Source organism: Alphaproteobacteria bacterium (assembly GCA_016699305.1).
GTDB lineage: Bacteria > Pseudomonadota > Alphaproteobacteria.
On record CP064970.1, the window covers coordinates 1,321,577 to 1,342,489 of the forward strand.

The following is a 20,913-nucleotide window of genomic DNA, read 5'->3' on the forward strand; positions in this document are numbered from 1 at the left end:
ACCGATGACATACCCGTTGCAACTCTTTGCTGCGGGCAATACTCTCTCAGATGCCTGTCCCGTTTTCGGGAGTCATCTCACCTTCTATCGACGGAAAGATTGGCCTCATGGACTGGGTTATCTTATCTCCTCAGCAATACATGACATACATTGCCTGCTGGGCTGTTTTTTGTCTGGTGGCGGTTGGTATTCTTGTGAAAGACCGGGCAAATCTCCGCATTGAATTAAGTCACTACCGACGGTTCCTTTTTATTCCTTGGAAGTTGCTGGTCTTCATTCCGGCCTTTCTATTTGTAACGTTTGCGGGCCGTTTTACCGATGACGAGACATGGGATGTTATGAGCGGCGGTGGAATGTCGTTGCTTACATTTCTGACCGCGCCTTGGGTATTGGGCTTGTTTTACCAGACGCTTAAAGGGTGGCGACCAAAGCGGTATATGGTTGTGGCCTTTGCGCTTTGTCTCTTTTCAAGCAGCTGGTTCTACGACATTTATTTGCTTTGGCGCGATGGCGAATATACCTCGCGCTGGTTCGGGAATTTGCTGTTATCACCGACGATCTATGTGGCAGCCGGACTGTTGTGGAATCTTGAAGTTGGGCCAAACGGCCGCGTTACCCTGTCGTTACTGCGAACAAACTGGCCGGAGCCACCTGTTAACCGAAATTTCTGGCCGCTTGTCTGGGTATCCATCCCGCTTGTTTTAGTTGCCGTGTTTGTTCTTACCGCCTATGTACGCTGGCATATTTAAGAGGAAAGAGGAGCGGTTCACCCCGTGTCTACTGATCCAGCTTAGGCAAGGGGACCGCACCGGCCAGGTTATAAGTCGGCGGCAACTGGCGACGCAGCACCAAGGTCAAAGCCAGCATGTCGTGTAGGCCCTGCTTACGCTTGGTCCAACAGCGCATCAGATAAACAGAGGAAGCCCCACATGCCCACGCCGCAGCCTCACCATATCAAAACCGTGGGAAGTAAGGTCGTCTATGCTGGGTTCAACCGGATTACAAATTACACCTTCGAATTCCCAAGCTTTGATGGGAAGAAGACTTTCCTGATGGATAAAGAGGTATTCGAGAGGAAAAACGCGGTTGCCGTCTTATTGTACGATCCCGTCATGGACGGCGTCGTTCTCGTCCAACAGTTTCGGCCAGGATGCTTTATCGCGCAGAATATTGCCTTTCCTTTGGAGATCCCTGCAGGCTTGATCGACACAAACGATGGTGATCTAGAAAAGATCGTGCGGAAAGAAGCCATCGAAGAGACCCATTACGACATTCAGGCCCTCATCAAGATTGGGTGCTTCTTTCCGGAGATCAGCTTCAGCTCTCGCATCATTCACTTATTCTGCGGGAAAATAGATGCCTCGAAAGCCCACATCAATGGTGGCCTACACGAGGAAAGCGAAGACATCAACATATCGCTTGTGCCTGTCGCGCAGCTAAAAAAGAGCATGGAGGAAGGGGAGTTGATGAATTCGCATACCCTGATCGCTGTGCAGTGGTTTTTCTTGAATCTTGGGAAGGTCCGCGAGTCCTTTTTAGCCTCTGACGGAGCCAAAACCCCATGATCGCCACCAGCATCAATGCCACGGGAATATGCCCTCACACCAACCACCTGACTTACATCTGCTTGGCTGCGGACTATACTTGATCATGATACATGAAACCCATGGAAGGTAAGGTAAGGCATATGACGATGCGAACGGATAACAAGCTGGTTTTGGCCGTTTTTTTCGGGGGGCCGGGGGTTGAGCATGATGTTAGCGTCCTGACGGGATTGCAGATTTTGGACGGCTTGGACCCCGCCCGCTATGACGCCTTTCCGGTTTATTGGGGCCTTGACGGCGTGTGGCGCATGGGCGACGCCTTGAGGGAGAGGCGCAACTATCTGCCCGATGCGGCTATGCGTCGCGCGCTTGATGAAGTCCGTCTTGCCCTGGGCAGGCCGCAGGCGCGTCCGTGTTTGGAATCGACGAGGCGTCATGTGCTGGGCGCTGGCCGACGCTATGAATTCGACCTGGCCATTCCGGCTTTTCATGGCGATCTGGGCGAAGGCGGGGCCTTTCAAGGCCTGTTGGATTGCGCGGGAATCCCTTATATCGGCTCTCCCGTCGCGCCATGCGCCGTGGCGCTGAACAAGATGATGGCCAAAACTCTTTTCAAGGGCCTGGGCGTTCCCACTTTGCCCGGACAGCTTATCCAGCGCCCCGCGCCCGAGCGCATGCAGGATATGCCCCAACTGGCGCAAAGCCTGTCCGTGCCCTATCCGGTATGCATCAAGCCCAATAATCTGGGCAGCAGCGTCGGCGTGACGCGCGCCCAGAACGCCCAACAAGCCCTGGCAGGGCTGCAACAGGTGTTCCGTCTGGACACGGCGGCCCTGATCGAACCCTTTGTCGAGGATTTGGTGGAATACAATCTGGCCGTGATGCGAGGCTCCGATGGACAGATCCTTTATTCGGCCATCGAACGCCCCTTGCGCGCCTCCGAGGTGCTGGACTTTAAGGATAAATATCTCTCGGGCGGCGATTTGGACAGCAAATTGGCCGCGCCGATGGATATGGGCATGGCCTCGGCCACGCGGGAATTCCATCCCAAAGCTCTGCCCGAAGATCAAGCGCAAACTTTGCGCATATGGGCCGGTCGCATCTTCGAAGGATTAGAGGCGCGCGGCACCATCCGCATCGACTTTATCGGCCATGCCGGCACAGGCGAGCTATGGGCCAATGAGGTCAATATCTGCCCCGGTTCCTTGGCCTATTATTTGTGGGAACAGGCCCAGCCCCGCTTGCTGTTGCGCGATCTTTTGACCCAGCTGGTCGAACAAGCGCGCATCGACGCCCGCCAAGCCCATCGTGTGACCGACCCGGCCCAAGCGGCCAGCGCCATCTTTCGCAGGAAATAGGGCGGTTAACCCCGTGTCTTCTGATCCAGCTTAGGTAAGGGGACCGTGCCGGCCAGGTTATAAGTCGGCGGCAACTGGCGACGCAGCACCAAGGTTGAAGCCAGGATGTCGTGCAGTCCCTGCTTACGCTTGGTCCAACAAACCATCAGATAGCCGATGCACAAGGTGATGTTCGATAAGGCCTTGGCGAAATGTCGTCCGGTGGCGCGACCAAACGAGATACGATTCCCGTTTTTATCCGTCACGATCAAGCGGCAGACCATCTTGCCCGGTGTCGCCTGGTATTTTGAAGATTCAAAGCCTGCACACAATAGCCAAATGAGTATTGTGGAGATAAAGACGGATGCCAAAAACACCAGCCCCAACACAGCAGGCTCATCCACCAGTTTTTTAAGCGAAGAGGGATCCGTAAGTCCTACGACAATCCCCATGACAAACCCTACCACGATGAATGCGATATAGATGAACGTGATATCCAAGAAACTAGCCAACACGCGCCACCAGAACCCGGCATAAGAAGTTGGAATACCGGCATAAGCGGTTGGAATAGGTGAGGTGGCAGGTTGGGGTAGGATTACCGACATAATGGAACGCCTTTCTGGTTGATAGGGTCATCTTTTAACAGGAATGATTACCTTGCGCAATTCTAAGATGCGGCAAAAAACGCGCAAAACGCTGCGTTAATAAACCAACGACCACCACGGTCCAAGTGGCCAGTGCCATCTTTCGCAGGAAATAGGGCGGTTAAACTCGGGGGGGTTGGTCCAGCGTGGGAGGGACAGAACCCGTCCTGCCATAGATCGGCGGCAACTGACGACGCAGAACCAAGGTCGAGGCCAGCATGTCGTGTAGGCCCTGTCGGCGCTGCGTCCAAAAGACCATCAGATAGCCGATGCACAAAATAATGCCCGAGAGAATCTTGGCGAAATGTCGTCCGGTGGCGCGACCAAACGAGATGCGATGCCCGTTTTCATCCGTCACGATCAAGCGGCAGATCATTTTCCCCGGCGTGGCTTGGAAATGCGAGCTTTCGAACCAGGCGAAATACAGCCAATAGACCACGGTGCCCAGCACGCTAAGGGCCATCAAACCCACGCTCATTCCCGCCATCGCCGGCAAGGCCGTCACCACATCGCCATGAGCGAGCGGGATCGGCCCAAGCGCGATCACGGCGCCCAACGGCCATTTCAAAACGCCAAAGGCGATATTGAGCAAGAAAGCGTCCAAAAAAATCGCCAAAGCGCGCCACCAAAACCCGGCATAAGAGGTTGGAATGGGTGAGGCGGCAGGCTGAGGCGTGATCACGGTCATAGCGGAAAGGCCCTTTCGGTTGGATAGGCTCGATCTTAGCGGGAATGATTGCCTTGCGCCATATCAAGACGCGGCAAAAGACGCGCAAAGCGCGGGGTTAATAAACCAACAGTCGCCACCGCCACCAAGGCCCCGGCAAACAGGTCGCTCAAATAATGGGCGTTCGTGATGATGCGGCTGGCGGCGATCACCAGCGCCAGGGCCAGACCGGCTCCGCGCCAAGGCCGGGACAGGAAAGGCAATAAAGCCAGCAGAAGGACAAAGACCGTGGTGGCATGTCCCGAGGGCATGGATTGCCACCGCGCCGACCCCGCAAAAGGCATGAAGACGAACATATCAAGGCCCATCTTCTCCGACAGGCTGGGGCGCGGTCGCCCGATCAGGCGTTTCAGGATTTGAGTAAGGATGCCCGAAATAGCGACACAGGAAAATATCCACGCGCAACCGATGGCGCCTTGCATCAAACGCGCATGCGCGCGCGGCCAATATGTGCTGCGGGCCAGACCCCAGCAGATCAGGCCCGACAGGCCACTGGACCACAAATACCAGCTGGACTCGCCCAGTTCCGTGACCACCCGAAAGCCCCGCTCGATTTCCGGATAGGCGTGCGCGAAGTCCTGCGCCGCCTGGGCCAAAGGGTGATCGACACAAAACATGCTGATCGGAATCAGCAACGCCAGAATCCCGGCGCACCCTGTCCAAACGCCAAGACGGCTTGTCATGGCACTTCCTCGTGAGGGCGACGCCATAATGTCAGGCTCACCGGTTTGCCGCGCCCATAATTAAAGCCGCTGACTTGGCCCACCTGCTCGGGCATCATGCCCGCCCGCGATTGGGTCGCCAGGCGAAAGGCTTCGACATCCTCGACAGGAACAAGGGCCAGGGCGCAGGGGAAAGACGTGAAGATATCCGCCGCCTGAGCCACCGAATCCGCCATACGGACGCGACCGTCCAAGGCAAAGGCCAGGCTGGGTTCGGCAAAGCTTTTCCCGCTGGAGACGACCATGCTGCCCGGACATGTCGGCTGCCTGGCCACCAGTTCGGCCACGCGCGGCGCGACCCACAGCATGTCCAAACGCGGCAGGGCCACACCCAACCAAAGCGGCCACATCACCAAACTGGCCAAGGTCAAGGACAGCACCGCCGCCACGGCGCGTTGCCGCATGGCCAGAATCGCGGCGGCCAAGGAGGCCATCAGCGCGACCAGGCCGGTCAAAATCTGGGGCAACAGCATCTGGTGGCCTTGCATCAGATAGGTCACCAAAACCATGGCCGCCGCGATCGTCAAACTGGCCCCGCCCCACAACGCCAAGACCGCCCCGTTCCAGGCTTTTTCGGATAGCCGAGGTTTGGCCCAGCGCCATCCTTCCACCGCCGCCGCGCCAGCCAGAACGGCCAAGGCCGGATAAAGCGGCAAGGTGTAATGCGCCAGCTTGGTCGCCGTCAGCTCGAAAACCAGCCAGCTGGGCAAGGCCCACGCCAAGCAAAAACGCACGGAAGGCTCGCGCCGACGCGCCCACACCCACGGCACCGCAAGCCACAACAACAGGGACATCGGCCAAAAGACGAACCAGGACAAAGCCAGATGGAACCCCGGAACCCCCATGCCCCAACCGCCAGGCTGTGTCAGCTTGGCCAGGAAGTCTTCGGTCATCGAAGACTTCAAGAATCCGCCCGCGCTGTTGGCATGCATCATCAGCACCCAAGGCACCGTCAACGCCGCCAACAGGGTTATCCCGACCACGGGCCGCAATCCGCGCATCCAAGCCCAGCGTCGCTCGGACAATCCCAAAGCCAAAAGCGTCAGGCCCAGGATCATCACGATCACCGGTCCCTTAATCACCACGCCTGCCGCCATGGCCAGCCAGAAGAGCAGTGCCAGAGGCCATGACGCCTTTTCGCCGCGATACAACCGCGCCAAGGCCAATTGGGCGGCAAGAACGCATGCCAGTAAGGCGGAATCCGTCTTGGCCAGATGCGCCTCCATGATCGGCAGCACCGAGGCGGCAAAGATCAACCCCGCCAGAAAGCCGGCACGCGCGCCGAATAATCGAACGCCCAGCAACACCGTCAGGACCACGCCCAGCAAGGCCCCCAACAGCGAGGGCAGACGGTAGGGCCACGTCTCTTCAAGATGGGGTCCGGCCAGCCCCGTGGCCACCGCCGCATTCACAAAAGCCGATTGCAGCCAATAGATGCCGGGCGGTTTATTGTGGCGAGGCTCGTCCAGAAAGCGAATATCGTCATAGCGATGGGTTTCGATCATCTGGCGGCTGGCTTGCATGAACCGCGCCTCGTCGCGGTCGATGGGCGGCAAAGCGGACAGGCCCGGCAAGAACAGCGCCAAGGCCACCAAGACCACCGCCGCCCAGCCGCGCCAAGACAGTCCCTCGGACTCGTTCACATACCAAGCCTTGGCGATTGTCATGGCGAGCCTCCCGTCACCGAGGCCGAATCTATGCGCGCGCGGCGTAACAGCGCCAGATTGCGCATATAGATCACAAGGCCCAGACCTTGCCCTGCGATGAACACCGGATCCTGACGATGGATGGCATAGGCCAACAGCACCGCTCCACCGCCCAGGCTGAAATACCAAAAGACATGCGGAATCACGCTGCGCCGGGCGCGTTCGCTGGCGATCCATTGCACCACAAAGCGCATCATGAACAAGGCCTGTCCTAAAAACCCCACCGCCACCCACCAGGTGGCGTGTCGCGCGATATAGGCGGCGATCTGCTCCATCATATCCGGCTCATTTCTTCAAATGGATCGGGGCCTGGCCCCGATGCAGCACGACAATCCCGCCCAACCAGCTTTGCCAGGATACATGCTCAAAACCCGCCTTTCCCATCTCTTGGGCCAGGGCTTGCGCGCCGGGAAAGGTGCGGATGCTTTGCGCCAAATATTCATAGGCCGGCCGATCCCCGGCCACCAGCGCGCCCAGCATCGGCATGGCACCAAAGGACCACATGTCATAGGCGCGCCGGAACCATCCGGGCGTGACATCCGGCCCAAATTCCAGGCAGAAAAAGCGTCCGCCGGGCCGCAGCACGCGGCGCATCTGCGCCAAAGCCTGAACGCGCCGCGTCACATTACGCAAGCCAAAGGCGATGGTCACCACATCCGCCGCGCCATCGGCCACGGGCAAGCATTCGGCGTCGCCCACCAAGCGCGTCACGCCCCGCATATGGCCGCGATCCAAGGCGCGGTCACGTCCGGCGGCCACCATGGCGGCGTTGCGGTCCACCAACACGGCACGCCCGCCGCCCGCTTGAACGAAACGCTCGGCCACGTCGCCGGTGCCGCCCGCTACATCCACAAGAACCTCGTGAGAGCGCGGCGCAATGGCCCCGATCAGGCGATCCTTCCACAGACGATGCAGCCCCAGCGACATCAGATCATTCATGCGGTCATAACTGTCCGCAACGGACGAGAACACCCGCTGCACCCCGGCATCCTTGGCCTGAGGCGCAAGACGATCAAAGCCGAACCAATGGGCGTCGTCTTCATCAGAGGGATGGGGGAATGGGGCTGACATGGCACCGACCTTACCCCAGAGCCGCGCGCCGCGCGACGGATTCTTGTAGGATTACCCCTGCGCCAGACGCCACGCGCTGGCGATGTCGGCGGCGATGGCCTCATAGGCTCCGGGAACGCCGCGCAAGGCGTAACTGGGGTGATAGGTCGCGATTAACGTGATGTCCGATCCCATGCGGCAGGGCTGGGGCTGGCCGCGACGGCCGCCGATATCCTCGCCATTGCCCGATAACGCCCATAGCGGCGTGCGGCCCAGGCTGACCACCACGCGCGGACGCAAGCCGGTTAGGGTGTCGCGCAGACGTTCCAGCTCGGGCGCGAAGGCGTCAAGGCACCAGGAGCTGCCCAGCGCCCCCCAGGATTCGGCCACGGCCAGGCCTTCATCCTTGGCGCGGCGGCGCGAGGTGAAGAAATGACCGATCTTGTTGTCGGGCGGGCGATAGCGAAACACATTCGCCACCAGGCAATGGGATCTATCGATGCCGCATTCGGCCAAGGCGCGATCTAGTAATTGGCCGCTGCGTCCGACAAAGGGCCGCCCCTGACGCACTTCGTCGGCACCGGGCGCTTCGCCCACCAGGGCCAGGCCGCTAAAGGGGGGCTTGGGCAGAGCATCGGGCACGAAGGGCAGATCGTTCATATCCAAACTTTTCCACAAGCTGGCCTGCGCGGGCGGCGCACGGCGAGGGCGGGGCGGCATCACGCCTTCTCCGCCGTCAGGGCGCGCACGGCCTGTTCCACCTCGTCCACCGACAAGGCCGTCAGATGTTCGCGTTTGAGCCAGGCGGCACCCGCGCCGCGCGGAGCCGAACGGGCGGGGTCGGTATGTCCCGACAACAGCAACAGGCTGGGCGCGCCGATGGCGGCGGCCAAATGCGCGGGGCCGGTGTCGTTGCCGATCACCGCGCGCGCGCCACGTGCCAATTCGGCCAATTGCGCCAAACTGGTGCGGCCACAGATATCAAGGGCGGAGGGGATCAATTTGATGATGCCTTGCACCGCCTCTTGATCGGCATTGGTGCCCACCAGAACCGATGTCCAGCCGCGCCCTTCGAACAAACGCCGCGCCAGGGCCGCATAACACCGCGACGGCCAGCGTTTGCGCGTCAGATGCGCCGAACAGCCGGGGATCAGCACCACATAATCCTGCGGCAAGGGAAACTCGTTCAAGCTTGCCTGGCACCAATCCCAATCCACCGCCTCGGACGCGGCCACGCCCGCCGCGCGCAATTGCCTTGCCCAAATATCGCGCACATGCAGCGCGGTGGCGTCCTTGACCGGGCGCGACCAGAAGGGACGGGGATGGGCAGGCAACAGATTGGCGTAACGCTGTGTGCGGGCCTTAGCCTGCAAATCATAGACGCGATCGGGAGCCAAAGCGCGCAACATGCGGCGCAGTTTCAGCCATTTCATCGGCGACCAGCGCGGATAGGGATCGACCATCACATCATCGAACCAAGGCATGGTCCGCGCGAATCCGGCAAAGGGGCGGCGCGTCAGCAGCACGATATGGGCATCCGCATGATGGCGGCGAATATCTTGGAAAGCCTGGGCCGCCATGACGATATCGCCCAGAGCCCCCAGGCGAATGACCAAGATGGTTTCACGGCTCATGACAATACCTCGGCATAAAGGGAAAGCGTATCGCGCACCATACGTTGTTCGTCGAAATCGCGCATCACATGCGCGCGCGCCGCCTCGGCCAAGGATTCGCGTCGCGGCGGAGACATGCACAAAGCCTCTTCGATCGCGCGGGCGATGGCGTCCTCGTCATCGGGCGAGACCAGCCAGCCCGTCGTGCCGGGAATCACCGTCTCGGGCAGGCCGCCGGTCTTGGCGGCGACCACCGGCACGCCCATGGCCTGGGCCTCGATCGACACGCGCCCCAGCCCCTCGGGCGCGCGGCTGGGACACACCACCACATCGGCCAGGCTATAGGCCGTGGGCATGTCGGCGCAAGGACCGGGCATCCGCACACGATCGGCCAGACCCAGATTCTGTACCATGCGTTCCAATTCCAGGCGATAACTGCCGCGCCCTTGATCGGGGCCCAGCAGCACCAATTGCACCCCCGCGCCGCTCATGCAGGCCAAAGCCTCAAGCGCCTTGGCCTGGCCCTTGACGGGCGATAGGCGACCGGGAAATAAGATCACGGGCCAACCCGGATGCAGATTCCATTTTGCGGCCAAGGCCGCGCGGCGTTCCATTGATATTTTGGCCGGATCGAAGGATTCCAAATCCACGCCGGGGGAGATCAGCCGCAACACGGATTCGGGCACGTCGTAATGGCGGCGCACATGATCGGCCACATAGCCCGAGATGGCGACCACGCGATCCCCCCTGGCCATCACCGCATTGTAGAACTGCTTGATCGGGCCTGAAAAAGAATAGGAAGCGTGAAACGTGGTCACAAACCTTGCGCCCGTGACCCGCGCCGCGATCCATGCGGACCAAGCCGGCGCACGGCTGCGCGCATGGATGATCTGCACCCCTTCGCGCCGCACCAGACGGACAAGACGCGCGGCATTAGCCAGAATAAGCGCAGGATTCTTGCTGTGGAACGGTCCGGTCACATGCCGCGCCCCGCTTGATTCAAGCGCGGCGACCATAGCGCCGCCCTTTGAGGCTACAAAAGCGCGATGTCCCGCCGCCACCAAGCCCTTGGCCACCTCGAAAGTGGTGCGTTCGACTCCGCCGATATTCAAGGCGGGCAGGACCTGAAGCACGGTCATGGGACGGTTCATGTCGTTTCCTTTGGCGCGATCCCCGCCACGCTTAGCACGGTCCGCGCCGCGCGCGCGCTGGGCATCATGGGACCCGCGCCCAACCATGCGGGCAAACGCGCGGCCACCTCGCGCTGACGCTGCCGCGCCGTGGGGTCCTCCAATAGCTGGGTCACCGCCGGGGCCAGCACATCGGGACGGCAATATTGCTGCAAGAATTCAGGGATCACCATGCGGTCTTCCATCAAATTCAGCAAGCTTGCATAGCGAATCTTGGTCACCATGCGAAAGATCATGGCCGAGAGGGGATTGACGCGATAGCCGATGATGCTGGGCACGCCCGCCATCGCCAATTCCACCGACACCGTGCCCGAGGCCGCAAGGGCCACATCGGCCGCCGCGAAGGCGTCGTATTTGGCCGTATCGCCCAGCAACAAAAGGGGATGCACCGGCCAGGATTGGGCCTCGTGCGCCACAAGTCCGGCAACGGAAGGCAAAGTGGGCACGACCACCGATAGGTCGGGAAAACGTCGCGCCAACGCATCCAATGTCTGGCCAAAGATAGGCGCCAAACGGCGAATCTCACCGGCGCGGCTGCCCGGCAAAACAACCAAAACCGGTTGTTCGGGCGTTATATGATGCGCCAGACGAAACCGCGCCCCGTCGCCCCGCGCCACGTCGGATTCGATGATGGGATGCCCCACAAAAGTCGTGGCCAGGCCCTCGCGCTCGAAATATGGCGGCTCGAAAGGCAGCAAGGTCAGCAGATGGTCCAATATCTTGGCCACCTTGCGCGCGCGGCCGGGACGCCAAGCCCAAACGCTGGGCGCGACATAATGAACCAAGGGAATGCCCCGGCCCTTAAGGCGCTTGGCCACGCGCAAACAAAAATCCGGGGCGTCGATGCCGATCACCGCCGCCGGACGCATCTGATGCGCCGCTTGCGCCGTTTGGCGAATGCGGCCAAGCAGGCGCGGTATATGGCGCAGGACCTCGACCAGGCCGAACACCGCCAATTCCTGCATCGGAAACAAAGGCTCTAGACCCTGGGCCATCATCCGCTCGCCGCCGACACCGGCAAATCGAGCGCTTCCCTGGGTTTGCTCGGTCAGAGCGGCCATCAGGCGCGCGCCGATCAGATCGCCCGAGGCCTCGCCCGCCATCAGAAAGAATAAGGGACCTTCCTGGCTCATCGGTCGATCTCCTGCGGAGCCAGTCCCAACAGAAACAGGCCCAGCCGATCCGCCAGCGCCACCGCTTCGCCACGGTCCAGCAGCAACGTGCCTTGGGCCTCGAGCGCCACGCCGCGCAATCCCGCATTTGCCGCATGTTGGATGGTGGCCGGTCCCGCCGAGGGCAAGTCAAAACGGCGATCCTGTTCGGGCTTGCACAATTTGACCAAGACGCCGCCCAGTCCGTCGCGCCGCAAACCGGCGCAACGTTCCAGCAAAGCGTCGGTGCCTTCGATGGCTTCCACGCCCAGCACCAAGCCTTGCTGCACGACCACGGATTGTCCGACATCCAGGCGGCCCAAGGCCCGCGCCACCGCCGTGGCGCGCTTCACATCGGCAAGAGCCGTCTCGTCCGGCGCATGCGCGCCCAAAACGCCTGATGGAGTCAGCAAATCGCCGTGAATCTCATGCGCCCCCAGCAAACGAAAGCCTTCGCGTTCGATCTCACGCGCCACCGCCGAAAGCAAGCCGTCATCGCCCAAAACGCCCAAGCCCACCCGCGCCAGACGCGCCAAGGTAAAGGCGTCGGGACGCAATTCGGTCAAGGACGGGCGGCGCACGCGGCCGATCAGAACGATCTCTTCCACCCCCTTGCTTCGCAAGGTGTCGCGGATATCGCCGGTGCGGTCCAGTGCGTGCCAGGCATAAGGCACGCCCCCCTCCACGGTCTCGTCATCCGTCTGGCCGCGCAAGGCCACCACGAAGACAGGACGGCCATATTGGGCGCAAGCCTGGATCAAACGGCGCGGCGCGGCGCCGCCGCCTGCGATGATCCCCAGAATTTTGTCAACCATGGTTGGTGCTACCCCGAGGCTGGCACAAAGCATTGCCGCTACGCTCGCGCATAAAGGCGACGACTTGGCCAACCAAGGGATGATCGGCAAAATCGCGTTCCACCGCCTCCAGCCTTTCGTTCATCGTGCCTTCGGGCGCGAAGAGCGCGCGATAGGCGCGGCGCAGCAAGGCGATATCCTCGCGCGCGAAATTTCGTCGTTCTAGCCCCACGATATTAAGGCCCGCCAGGGCCGCGCGTTCCCCCATGACCAAGCCAAAGGGGATCACATCGTTCTCGACCCCCGACATGCCGCCGATCATGGCATGCGCGCCGATGCGCACGAATTGACGCACCCCCGCATGGCCGCCCAGGATGACATGGTCGCCCACGCATACATGCCCGGCGATACTGGCGTTATTCGCCATGATCACATGATCGCCGACCTGGCAGTCATGCGCCACATGCGCCCCTATCATGAATAGGCCGTCCGATCCGATGCGCGTGACCATCCCGCCGCCTTCTGTGCCGGGATTCATCGTCACTTGCTCACGAATGCTGTTGCGCGGACCGATGATAAGCTCAGATTCCTCGCCGTGATATTTCAGGTCCTGCGGCGGCGTGCCCAGCGAAGCGAACGGCCAAACCACCGTGCCCTCGCCGATGCGCGTGCGTCCATGGATCACGACATGCGAAATCAAACGCACATTCGCGCCCAATTCGGCATGGGGACCGACGCAACAATAGGGACCGATTTCAACCCCCTCGCCCAGACGGGCGGCAGGGTCCACCACGGCGGTGGGATGAAGGGAAGCGGATTGTGTCACGTGAGCGGATCGCCTTTATAACGCATCGAGATTGGGGCCTTGGGCGTCATCGCCCGGCAGCATGGCCGTAAACACCGCCTCGGCGCATAACACGTCATCCACCATCACTTCGCTGCGGAAACGCCATACGGGGCCGCGCTGGCGCAATTTGCGCACACGAATGTATAACGTGTCGCCAGGAATGATCGGTTTACGGAAACGCGCCTCTTCAATGCTCATAAAATAGACGAAGTTACGGCGCTGGGCTTCGGGCAGATTGTCCACCACCAGCACGGCCGCCGTCTGAGCCATGGCCTCGATCACCAATACGCCGGGCATAATCGGTCGTCCCGGAAAGTGTCCCTGGAAGAACGGCTCGTTGATCGTCACGTTCTTGATGCCGGTGGCGCTTTCCCCCGGGACCACGTCGATCAGACGATCCACCAACAGCATCGGATACCGATGCGGTAGATATTTCATGATCGTGCCTATGCCCAGAGTGCGGCCTGTGGCCGCCTGCGGCTTAGGGTCGCGATGATGGGACGTTCCGGCCAATTTCATCATGAGGATTGCTTTCGTCGCGCTCGATTTGAGTGTTTGCCCCGCTACCGTCAAAGGACACTGTAACCTCAGGCAGTTTGCGGTTCAAACCTTCCAAGACCTGATCGGTCACGTCAATAGCCGGATCCGCCCATAAGGTGGATTGGCGCGGCAGAACCAACACAGCTTGGCGCCTATGGGCTACGTCCGACATCACCTCATGCAAGGCGGTGCGGACTTGGCCCATCGCCGAGGTAAAGGCCTGATTTAGCGAGCGCCTTCTGCCCTGAACATCGCGCTCGACCACACGGAAACGGTCGCGCAGGGCCTGGGCCTGGCGGTCGAATTCCTCGGGGCTAAGCGTGGCGCGTTGCGCCTTGAGGGTCTGTTCGTCCTCGCGCAGACGCTTTTCCTCGTCAGCGACTTCTTTTTGGTGGTGGTTACGTTGTGCATTGATCCGCGCCTGAGCGCTTTGGGCCGCCTTGGACTCGGCCATGATCTTTTGCACATCGACCACCAAATAAGCCGAAGACACGGCGGCAGAGGGCGGCGAACCGGCAGGGATGGGGGACGGGGCAGGCGCGGCATAAGCCAGCCCGACCAGAGCCACGCTCACAGCCAGAAAGCTCGAAAGAGCGACACGATAGGAAACACCGCTTTTTTTATGGCTTCCTTCTCCGACGGAGTCATGCCCGCGAAGGCGGGCATCCATCACCCGCCGATAACGCAAGCGTTGAATCGCAAACCCTTCCAAACCGCAGCGCGATCGGCTAGGGCAGGAGATGGACCCCCGCTTTCGCGAGAGTGACTGAGGATGAGGGGCAGTTCCACCATGGGAAATGCTGCGCCTTCTGGATTCAAAAGACGCGCCCAGACCTTCGCGCCCAAGCCAAAAAGCCCCTAGCCGGTATGTCAGGCCAGCCTTCATCATTACAGCCTTGTTCCAAAGCTGAAACGGAACCGTTCGACCTTGTCATAGGACTCGCGCTGGAACGGCTCGGCCCAATCGACGCGGATCGGTCCCAGCGGAGACTGCCACGACACGCCAAAGCCGACGCTGGCACGCAACGCCTCCGTCGCCATAAAGGTTTCCGAAGGCAACGCTTTGACATCCGCGCCGCCCAACGTGCCCATATCCGTGAACACATGGCCCTTAAAGCCCAGCTCCTCGGGCAGGCCGATGGGCAGTTCCAGCTCGGCGCTGCTGCGCACATAGCGCGTACCGCCCAAGGAGTCGTCGGCCCCGGCGGTCAAGTCGCGCGGCCCAACGCCGGCAAAGGCAAAACCGCGCAGATTGTCGCCGCCCAGGAAGAAGTGGTCGTTGATGCGCGTGCGCTGACCCAAACCATCCATCCATCCGCCTTCGCCCAGCAGGCTAAACACCCATTGCGGCGCGATGGGGTAGTACCAACTACCCGTCAGCTTACTGCGCAGATATTGCACGTCGCCGCCGGCCCCGGCCACATCGGTGGACAAACGCACGACATAACCATCCGTGGGTTTCAGCTTGCTATCGCGCTTATCCCAAGACAGCTCTTGGCCCAGGATCGAGCTGATCGTGGTGCCTTCCTGTTCCCGCACGAAGCGCGAGGCATCGGAAGGCACGTTGTTGATCTCGTCCGAGCTAAAGGTATAACTGAGCTTTTGACGCAAGCTCTCGGTGATAGGATAGCCAAGGCGCAGGCCAAAACCCGTGGAAGCTTCGTCATATGAGCTGCGATCCTGGTTGTCGCGGTTGACGCGGAACAGGTCCACGCCCGCCGCCAAATCGCGCTCCAGGAAATACGGCTCGGTAAAGCTGGCGTCATAGCTTTGGGTGCGGCCCGAAGCCGTCACGCCCAGACGCGCATCCTGACCGCGCCCTAGGAAATTGCGCTCGCGGATGCTGAAATCGCCCAGAATCCCGTCGGCGGTGGAATACCCCGCGCCGATCGACAACTCGCCCGTGGATTTTTCCTTGATCTCGGTCTTGAGCACCGTGCGGTCCGGCTGCGAGCCTTCCGCCGGGGTCACATTGACCGTCTCGAAAAAGCCGAGGTCCTTGACGCGCTGCTCGGAACGCTTCAGCAGGGACAAATTGAACGGATCGCCTTCGGCCAAGAGCATCTCGCGCCGCACCACCTTGTCCATGGTGCGCATGTTTCCTGCCACATCGATGCGCTCGACATAGACCTTAGGACCTTCGTTCAACACGAAGGTCATCGTGATTTCGCGCGTTTCGCGGTTGCGGTCCATGCGCGGCTCGACGCGCACAAAAGCATATTGTCGATCGCCCACCGCCGCCGATAATTTGGCGATACTGTCCTCGACCTGGCGCGAATCGTACCAATCGCCTTGGCGGACGGTGACGAATTCACGCAAGGACTCGCCGTCCAAGCCTTTAATCTGGCTTTCCAACTTGACGGGGCCGAAGCGATAGCGTTCGCCTTCCTCCATCGTGAAGGTGACCAGGAAATCCTCGCGGTCCTGGGTCAGCTCGGCCGTGGCCGAGGCGACGCGGAAATCGGCATAGCCTTCGCCCAGGTAAAAGCGGCGCAGCAATTCCTTGTCAAAGCCCGTGCGGTCCGGATCGTAAAAATCCGTGGCCGAGAGAAACCGCCACCAGCGCGTCTCGCGCGTGGCCATCTGCGACCGTAGTTCCGAATCGCTAAACGCCTTGTTGCCGACGAAGGCGATGCGCTGCACGCCCGTGCGGCTGCCTTCCTTGATCTCATAGACCAGATCGACGCGGTTTTGTTCCAACTTGACCACTTTGGGCGTGACCACCGCGCCAAAGCGCCCGTTGCGCTGATACAAATCCAACAAACGCTGCACATCCGATTGCACACGCGCGCGGGTCAACACGCCGCGCGCCTTCATCTGCACTTCTTTTTCCAGGTCTTCGGTCTTGAGGTGGTCGTTGCCCTCGAAAACCAGGCGGTTGACGATGGGGTTCTCCGTCACCGTGACGACCAATGTGTCGTTATCCATGGCCAAGGCGACATCGTTGAAAAGGCCGCTGGCGAACAGGGCCTTCAAGGATTGGTCCAGACGTTCGGGGCTGGCCTCGTCGCCCACGCCAAGGCTTAGATAGGACAAGACCGTCTGGCGTTCGATACGCTGCGCGTTGTCGATGCGGATCTGTTCGATCACCGCCGCGTTCAGCACGGCCGGAGTCCAGGCCGCCAGGGCCAGGGTCAGAAAGGCAACGCCCGCCCGCCCGCTCTTTAATGATGCGTTGCCCATGGATTCCCTTTGTCGCCTCTTACGAAAACAGCCCTTTGAGGAAACTGAACACGCGCAATTGGACGATATCGTTCCATGTGGCAAAGAGCATCAAAGCCAGAACGGTACCAAGGCCAATGCGGGCGGCGGCTTCTTGGACTCGTTCACCCAAGGGCCGACCACGCAGTTTCTCGCAGGCGTAGAATAGCAGGTGGCCCCCGTCGAGCAAGGGGATCGGAAATAAGTTCAACAGGCCCAGATTCAGCGACAACAACGCCACGAACCACAGCACATTCGCCAAACCCATTCGCGCGGTCTCGCCCGACATCTGGGCGATGCGTAAAGGTCCGCCCAAGACTTCCTTGGCGTCGCGCGCGCCTGAAATGGCCTGGCCCAGCGTGCGTAAGGTGGTCCAGGTCAGCTCCACCACTTCCTGACCGGCGGCACTGATCGACTCCATTCCGCCTAGTTTACGAAATTCCAATGTCGGGCTGATCACCCCCAGGCGGGGGCGGGCGGCAGCGGCCTGCTCATCCGGGGTCTTTTGATCGGTCTTGCCTGGTTCGGCCAAAGCGGCAGGGGCCGCGCTGCGTATGGGGGTGACCGTGATCTCGGTTTCGTTCCCTTCGCGCGCATAGCGCAAACGCACGGGCTGGCCATTGGCCAAGAGAATCTGACGCTGGATATCTTCGAACCGCTCAATGGCATAGCCATCGACCGACAGGATGCGATCTCCCTTCAAAAGCCCCGCTTGCTGCGCCGCGCCGCCTTCGACCAAGCCGCCGACCATGGGCGGGGTAAAGGGGCGGCCATAGGCCATGAACAAGCCCACCAGCACCACGAATGCGAAGATGTAATTCACCACCGGTCCCGCCGCGACGATGGCGGATTTTTGGCCCAAGGGCTTGGCGAAAAAGGCCTGGCCGCGCTGATCCGCGCTCATACTTGCTCCCGCCTTGGCGTCGGGCATGCTGGCCGGATCGGCATCACCAAAGAATTTCACATAACCGCCGATGGGAAACAGGGCCACGCGCCAGCGCGTGCCGTGCTTGTCCATGCGATGGAACAATTCGGGGCCAAAGCCGATGGAGAAGGTCTCGACCCGCACGCCGCAGCGACGCGCCACCCAGTAATGACCAAACTCATGCACGAACACCACGACCGTCAATATGGCCGCAAAGGGAACGCCATAATTCCAAATCAAAGAAAGCAGATCGGTCATGCGCGTATGTCTCCTGTCATATCCTGGTAAAGCCTAGGCCGCGCGTTTGCGGCCCAGATACTGCCGCGCATAGGCGCGGGCCTGGGTATCAACTTGGGCAAGTGTGTCCAAAGAATCAAGGGGCGGGGCCGCCACGCCGTCAAGAGTGGCCTCGACACAGGCCGTAATCCCCAGAAAATCCAGCTTTTCTTCCAGGAAACTTTGCACGGCCACCTCGTTGGCGGCGTTCATGATGGCCGGGGAAGTGCCGCCGCGACGCAGCGCCTCGCGCGCCAAGGGCAAGGCGGGAAAGGCTACCTCGTCGGGCGCTTCGAAGGTCAAGGTAGAGTGGCGCGCCAAGTCCAGGCCCGGCACAGGAACCGGAATGCGCCGGGGCCAGGCCAAGGCTACGGCGATGGGCGTGCGCATATCGGGACTGCCCAGCTGGGCCAAAGTGGAACCGTCGGCGTATTCGACCATGCTATGCACCACGGATTGCGGATGCACGACCACGTCGATCTTTTCGGACGGCATGTCGAACAGGAAATGCGCCTCGATCAATTCCAGGCCCTTATTCATCAATGTCGCGCTGTCGATGGAGATCTTCGCGCCCATGCTCCATGTCGGGTGTTTCAGGGCCTGGGCGGGGGTGACATGCTCCAGTCTGTCGCGGCTCCAGCCTCGGAAAGGACCGCCCGAACAGGTCAGGATCAGGCGTAGAATTTGATCGCGCTGGTCTGTGTCCAGGCACTGGAAAATCGCGCTGTGTTCGCTGTCCACCGGCAACAGATCGCCTCCGCCTTGGCGCATGGCGTCCAGCAGCAAGGGACCGGCGCAAACCAGGCATTCCTTATTGGCAAAGGCCACCCGCGCGCCGCGCCTTGCGGCGGCCATGGTCGCGTCCAAACCGGCCGCGCCCACGATGGCGGCCATGACGATGGGGGCCGGTCGCTGCGCCGCCTCGATCACCGCTTGGGGACCGGCCGCTGCCTCGATGCCGCTGCCGGAAAGAGCCTCGCGCAATTCGCCATAGGCCGATTCATCGGCCACCACGGCCAGGCGCGCTTTATGCTCGATGGCCAAACGCGCCAATTCCTTGGCCTTGCGATTGGCCACCAAGGCATCCACCGCATAGGAATCCGGATGACGCCCGATAACATCCAATGTCTGAACGCCGACCGAGCCGGTGGCCCCTAGAATAGTCACTCCTGCCGGAGAAGAAGAAATCCGGGTCATATTCTGAATGCTCCTGTATACGACGTTATGTTCTATGACGCAGGCACCACGCGGGCGGCGGTCAGCACCGTGACCTTGGCAGCGCCCGCGCGAAGCAACACGCGGGCCGCCTCGTCCACCGTGGCCCCTGTGGTCAGCACATCATCCACCAAAACAAGCGAAACTCCCACGATTTTATGGCGCAGATGGGGTGGCACCCAAAACGCGCCCCCGACATTGGCACGTCGCTGCACGCGGCTATGGCCTTTTTGGCTGGGAGTCATGCGACGGCGGCGCAACAGGCGGCTCCAAACCGGCCTATCCACCTGTTTTCCCACGGCTTGCGCCAACAACACCGACTGGTTATAGCGACGATGCCACAGGCGCGTCCAATGCAAGGGAACGGGGATCAAGGCATCCGCATCTTGGCACAAATCGCGCCCGGCACGCGCCATCCAGCCGCCCAAAAGCTCGGCCAATTCTGTCTGGTCGCCGTGCTTGAGCGCCAATATCAGGCCACGGCTGTGATCGTCATAGACCGTGGCGGCACGCGCCGCGACAAAATGCGGGGTGTGGGCCAGGCATCCGGCGCATAGGCAATCTTCCCCCATTTCATAGGGAAAGGGCAGACCGCATAAGGCGCAATGGGGCGCGGCGATCAGCTTGAGCCCGGCGGCGCAAGCGGGGCATAGTCCCCCCATGCGCTGCACCCGAGTCTCGCAATGGGGACATAAAGGCGGCAAGATGAAATCCAGCATCCCTAGGCCCAGATGACCTGGCCAGGCCCCTAGGAGAGTCAGTCCCTTTCGTACCAAGGATAAAACCGTCATGACCGATGAAACGCCTTTTCGCCATGTCGAAGTTCTCGAGAGAAACACAGCCTATCAAGGCTATATACGGGTCGAGCAGATGACATTGCGTCACAGCCTCAGCACCGGCGGCATGAGCCAACCCATGCGGCGCGAGGCGGTGCGGCTGGGTCGTTCGGTGGTCGTTCTGCCTTATGATCCCGTCCGCGATCTTGTGGTGATGATCGAAGAATTCCGCGCGCCGCCTTTTGTCGTCGGCGGTCCAGGCTGGATGCGCCAATTGCCGGCAGGGGCGGTCGAAGCGGGGGAGGAGATGGCCCATGCCGCCATGCGCGAATTGCATGAGGAGGCGGGGCTGGACGCGCGCGAGATGATCCCCATCGCCCAAATCTTCGAAAGCCCGGGCATATTGGACCTATGTTGCCATGTGTTTTGCGCCCTGGTGGAGGTCGCCGCCCCTGGACCCTTACCCACGCGCGGGATTGACGAGGAAGACATCACCGTCCTGGCCCTTCCTGCCGAACAAGTCATCGCCGATGCCCTGGAAGGCCGCATCCAACACGGCCCTTCTTTGGCCCCCTTGCTATGGTTGGCCATCAAACGCCCGTCTTTGCGGAAGTGACGCATGAGGGGAGGGAGGCTCACGACAAGCCATGCCGCG

At 61.0% G+C, this 20,913-nt stretch carries 22 protein-coding genes; 4 read left to right on the top strand and 18 right to left on the bottom strand.

Features of this window, described 5'->3' with window-relative positions:
• The first annotated feature begins 107 nt into the window (after nt 1–107).
• The 3 genes from IPI58_06270 (at nt 108) to IPI58_06280 (ending at nt 2,902) form a co-directional block, all read left to right on the top strand.
• Nucleotides 108–749 carry a hypothetical protein gene (locus IPI58_06270; protein ID QQR68453.1) on the top strand — a complete coding sequence of 214 codons (642 nt, stop codon included), beginning with the start codon at nt 108–110 and terminating at the stop codon, nt 747–749.
• A gap of 180 nt (nt 750–929) precedes the next feature.
• Nucleotides 930–1,565, top strand: coding sequence for a hypothetical protein (locus IPI58_06275; GenBank protein QQR68454.1), 636 nt, complete (start codon nt 930–932; stop codon nt 1,563–1,565).
• A gap of 122 nt (nt 1,566–1,687) precedes the next feature.
• Nucleotides 1,688–2,902: a hypothetical protein gene (locus tag IPI58_06280; GenBank protein ID QQR68455.1), complete on the top strand. Its 1,215-nt coding sequence runs from the start codon at nt 1,688–1,690 to the stop codon at nt 2,900–2,902.
• 5 nt (nt 2,903–2,907) lie between these two features.
• Here the strand turns inward: IPI58_06280 and IPI58_06285 are convergent, their stop codons facing one another.
• The 18 genes from IPI58_06285 to IPI58_06370 form a co-directional block, all read right to left on the bottom strand.
• The gene (locus IPI58_06285; GenBank protein QQR68456.1) at nt 2,908–3,486 is read right to left on the bottom strand and encodes an RDD family protein; all 579 of its coding nucleotides are present in this window, start codon (nt 3,484–3,486) and stop codon (nt 2,908–2,910) included.
• A 160-nt stretch (nt 3,487–3,646) separates the two neighbouring features.
• A complete protein-coding gene (locus tag IPI58_06290) occupies nt 3,647–4,213 on the bottom strand; it encodes an RDD family protein (GenBank protein QQR68457.1) in 567 nt (188 codons plus the stop codon).
• Between the two features lie 35 nt (nt 4,214–4,248).
• Nucleotides 4,249–4,935, bottom strand: coding sequence for a phosphatase PAP2 family protein (locus IPI58_06295; GenBank protein ID QQR68458.1), 687 nt, complete (start codon nt 4,933–4,935; stop codon nt 4,249–4,251).
• A complete protein-coding gene (locus tag IPI58_06300; GenBank protein ID QQR68459.1) occupies nt 4,932–6,641 on the bottom strand; it encodes a glycosyltransferase family 39 protein in 1,710 nt (569 codons plus the stop codon). The genes IPI58_06295 and IPI58_06300 overlap by 4 nt, the downstream gene beginning before the upstream one ends.
• The gene (locus IPI58_06305; protein QQR68460.1) at nt 6,638–6,958 is read right to left on the bottom strand and encodes a lipid-A-disaccharide synthase N-terminal domain-containing protein; all 321 of its coding nucleotides are present in this window, start codon (nt 6,956–6,958) and stop codon (nt 6,638–6,640) included. The genes IPI58_06300 and IPI58_06305 overlap by 4 nt, the downstream gene beginning before the upstream one ends.
• Nucleotides 6,959–6,965: 7 nt before the next feature.
• Nucleotides 6,966–7,751: a class I SAM-dependent methyltransferase gene (locus IPI58_06310; protein QQR68461.1), complete on the bottom strand. Its 786-nt coding sequence runs from the start codon at nt 7,749–7,751 to the stop codon at nt 6,966–6,968.
• A 51-nt stretch (nt 7,752–7,802) separates the two neighbouring features.
• Complete coding sequence (locus IPI58_06315; protein ID QQR70063.1) at nt 7,803–8,390, bottom strand: uracil-DNA glycosylase; 588 nt, start codon at nt 8,388–8,390, stop codon at nt 7,803–7,805.
• Nucleotides 8,391–8,449: 59 nt separating this feature from the next.
• Nucleotides 8,450–9,364 carry a glycosyltransferase family 9 protein gene (locus IPI58_06320; protein ID QQR68462.1) on the bottom strand — a complete coding sequence of 305 codons (915 nt, stop codon included), beginning with the start codon at nt 9,362–9,364 and terminating at the stop codon, nt 8,450–8,452.
• Nucleotides 9,361–10,494, bottom strand: coding sequence for a glycosyltransferase family 4 protein (locus tag IPI58_06325; GenBank protein QQR68463.1), 1,134 nt, complete (start codon nt 10,492–10,494; stop codon nt 9,361–9,363). The genes IPI58_06320 and IPI58_06325 overlap by 4 nt, the downstream gene beginning before the upstream one ends.
• Complete coding sequence (lpxB, locus tag IPI58_06330; GenBank protein ID QQR68464.1) at nt 10,491–11,666, bottom strand: lipid-A-disaccharide synthase; 1,176 nt, start codon at nt 11,664–11,666, stop codon at nt 10,491–10,493. The genes IPI58_06325 and lpxB overlap by 4 nt, the downstream gene beginning before the upstream one ends.
• The gene (lpxI, locus tag IPI58_06335; GenBank protein QQR68465.1) at nt 11,663–12,499 is read right to left on the bottom strand and encodes a UDP-2,3-diacylglucosamine diphosphatase LpxI; all 837 of its coding nucleotides are present in this window, start codon (nt 12,497–12,499) and stop codon (nt 11,663–11,665) included. The genes lpxB and lpxI overlap by 4 nt, the downstream gene beginning before the upstream one ends.
• Nucleotides 12,492–13,304, bottom strand: coding sequence for an acyl-ACP--UDP-N-acetylglucosamine O-acyltransferase (gene lpxA / locus IPI58_06340; protein ID QQR68466.1), 813 nt, complete (start codon nt 13,302–13,304; stop codon nt 12,492–12,494). The genes lpxI and lpxA overlap by 8 nt, the downstream gene beginning before the upstream one ends.
• Before the next feature lie 15 nt (nt 13,305–13,319).
• Entirely contained in the window at nt 13,320–13,844 is a 525-nt protein-coding gene (fabZ, locus tag IPI58_06345; protein QQR70064.1) for a 3-hydroxyacyl-ACP dehydratase FabZ, read from the bottom strand.
• On the bottom strand, nt 13,807–14,535 hold the full coding sequence (locus IPI58_06350) for an OmpH family outer membrane protein (GenBank protein QQR68467.1): 729 nt from the start codon (nt 14,533–14,535) through the stop codon (nt 13,807–13,809). Before IPI58_06350 ends, fabZ begins: the two co-directional genes overlap by 38 nt.
• A gap of 218 nt (nt 14,536–14,753) precedes the next feature.
• On the bottom strand, nt 14,754–17,048 hold the full coding sequence (bamA, locus tag IPI58_06355; protein QQR68468.1) for an outer membrane protein assembly factor BamA: 2,295 nt from the start codon (nt 17,046–17,048) through the stop codon (nt 14,754–14,756).
• 19 nt (nt 17,049–17,067) lie between these two features.
• A complete protein-coding gene (rseP, locus tag IPI58_06360) occupies nt 17,068–18,249 on the bottom strand; it encodes an RIP metalloprotease RseP (protein QQR68469.1) in 1,182 nt (393 codons plus the stop codon).
• A gap of 33 nt (nt 18,250–18,282) precedes the next feature.
• Nucleotides 18,283–19,464: a 1-deoxy-D-xylulose-5-phosphate reductoisomerase gene (locus IPI58_06365; GenBank protein ID QQR68470.1), complete on the bottom strand. Its 1,182-nt coding sequence runs from the start codon at nt 19,462–19,464 to the stop codon at nt 18,283–18,285.
• Between the two features lie 32 nt (nt 19,465–19,496).
• Complete coding sequence (locus tag IPI58_06370; protein ID QQR68471.1) at nt 19,497–20,273, bottom strand: ComF family protein; 777 nt, start codon at nt 20,271–20,273, stop codon at nt 19,497–19,499.
• Here IPI58_06370 and IPI58_06375 point away from each other — a divergent pair.
• Nucleotides 20,272–20,874, top strand: a complete 603-nt coding sequence (locus IPI58_06375) for an NUDIX domain-containing protein (GenBank protein ID QQR68472.1) — start codon at nt 20,272–20,274, stop codon at nt 20,872–20,874. The genes IPI58_06370 and IPI58_06375 overlap by 2 nt on opposite strands.
• Nucleotides 20,875–20,913 lie beyond the last annotated feature (39 nt).

What these genes read in the sequence shown, in the direction of transcription:
- IPI58_06305 (QQR68460.1), bottom strand. Translation starts at nt 6,958, where the DNA reads ATGATGGAGCAGATCGCCGCCTATATCGCGCGACACGCCACCTGGTGG.
- fabZ (QQR70064.1), bottom strand. Translation starts at nt 13,844, where the DNA reads ATGAAATTGGCCGGAACGTCCCATCATCGCGACCCTAAGCCGCAGGCG.
- lpxB (QQR68464.1), bottom strand. Translation starts at nt 11,666, where the DNA reads ATGAGCCAGGAAGGTCCCTTATTCTTTCTGATGGCGGGCGAGGCCTCG.
- IPI58_06375 (QQR68472.1), top strand. Translation starts at nt 20,272, where the DNA reads ATGACCGATGAAACGCCTTTTCGCCATGTCGAAGTTCTCGAGAGAAAC.
- IPI58_06315 (QQR70063.1), bottom strand. Translation starts at nt 8,390, where the DNA reads ATGAACGATCTGCCCTTCGTGCCCGATGCTCTGCCCAAGCCCCCCTTT.
- IPI58_06320 (QQR68462.1), bottom strand. Translation starts at nt 9,364, where the DNA reads ATGAGCCGTGAAACCATCTTGGTCATTCGCCTGGGGGCTCTGGGCGAT.
- IPI58_06275 (QQR68454.1), top strand. Translation starts at nt 930, where the DNA reads ATGCCCACGCCGCAGCCTCACCATATCAAAACCGTGGGAAGTAAGGTC.
- IPI58_06270 (QQR68453.1), top strand. Translation starts at nt 108, where the DNA reads ATGGACTGGGTTATCTTATCTCCTCAGCAATACATGACATACATTGCC.
- IPI58_06290 (QQR68457.1), bottom strand. Translation starts at nt 4,213, where the DNA reads ATGACCGTGATCACGCCTCAGCCTGCCGCCTCACCCATTCCAACCTCT.
- IPI58_06280 (QQR68455.1), top strand. Translation starts at nt 1,688, where the DNA reads ATGACGATGCGAACGGATAACAAGCTGGTTTTGGCCGTTTTTTTCGGG.
- IPI58_06365 (QQR68470.1), bottom strand. Translation starts at nt 19,464, where the DNA reads ATGACCCGGATTTCTTCTTCTCCGGCAGGAGTGACTATTCTAGGGGCC.
- IPI58_06295 (QQR68458.1), bottom strand. Translation starts at nt 4,935, where the DNA reads ATGACAAGCCGTCTTGGCGTTTGGACAGGGTGCGCCGGGATTCTGGCG.
- rseP (QQR68469.1), bottom strand. Translation starts at nt 18,249, where the DNA reads ATGACCGATCTGCTTTCTTTGATTTGGAATTATGGCGTTCCCTTTGCG.
- IPI58_06370 (QQR68471.1), bottom strand. Translation starts at nt 20,273, where the DNA reads ATGACGGTTTTATCCTTGGTACGAAAGGGACTGACTCTCCTAGGGGCC.
- IPI58_06285 (QQR68456.1), bottom strand. Translation starts at nt 3,486, where the DNA reads ATGTCGGTAATCCTACCCCAACCTGCCACCTCACCTATTCCAACCGCT.
- IPI58_06350 (QQR68467.1), bottom strand. Translation starts at nt 14,535, where the DNA reads ATGGATGCCCGCCTTCGCGGGCATGACTCCGTCGGAGAAGGAAGCCAT.
- lpxI (QQR68465.1), bottom strand. Translation starts at nt 12,499, where the DNA reads ATGGTTGACAAAATTCTGGGGATCATCGCAGGCGGCGGCGCCGCGCCG.
- IPI58_06325 (QQR68463.1), bottom strand. Translation starts at nt 10,494, where the DNA reads ATGAACCGTCCCATGACCGTGCTTCAGGTCCTGCCCGCCTTGAATATC.
- bamA (QQR68468.1), bottom strand. Translation starts at nt 17,048, where the DNA reads ATGGGCAACGCATCATTAAAGAGCGGGCGGGCGGGCGTTGCCTTTCTG.
- IPI58_06300 (QQR68459.1), bottom strand. Translation starts at nt 6,641, where the DNA reads ATGACAATCGCCAAGGCTTGGTATGTGAACGAGTCCGAGGGACTGTCT.
- IPI58_06310 (QQR68461.1), bottom strand. Translation starts at nt 7,751, where the DNA reads ATGTCAGCCCCATTCCCCCATCCCTCTGATGAAGACGACGCCCATTGG.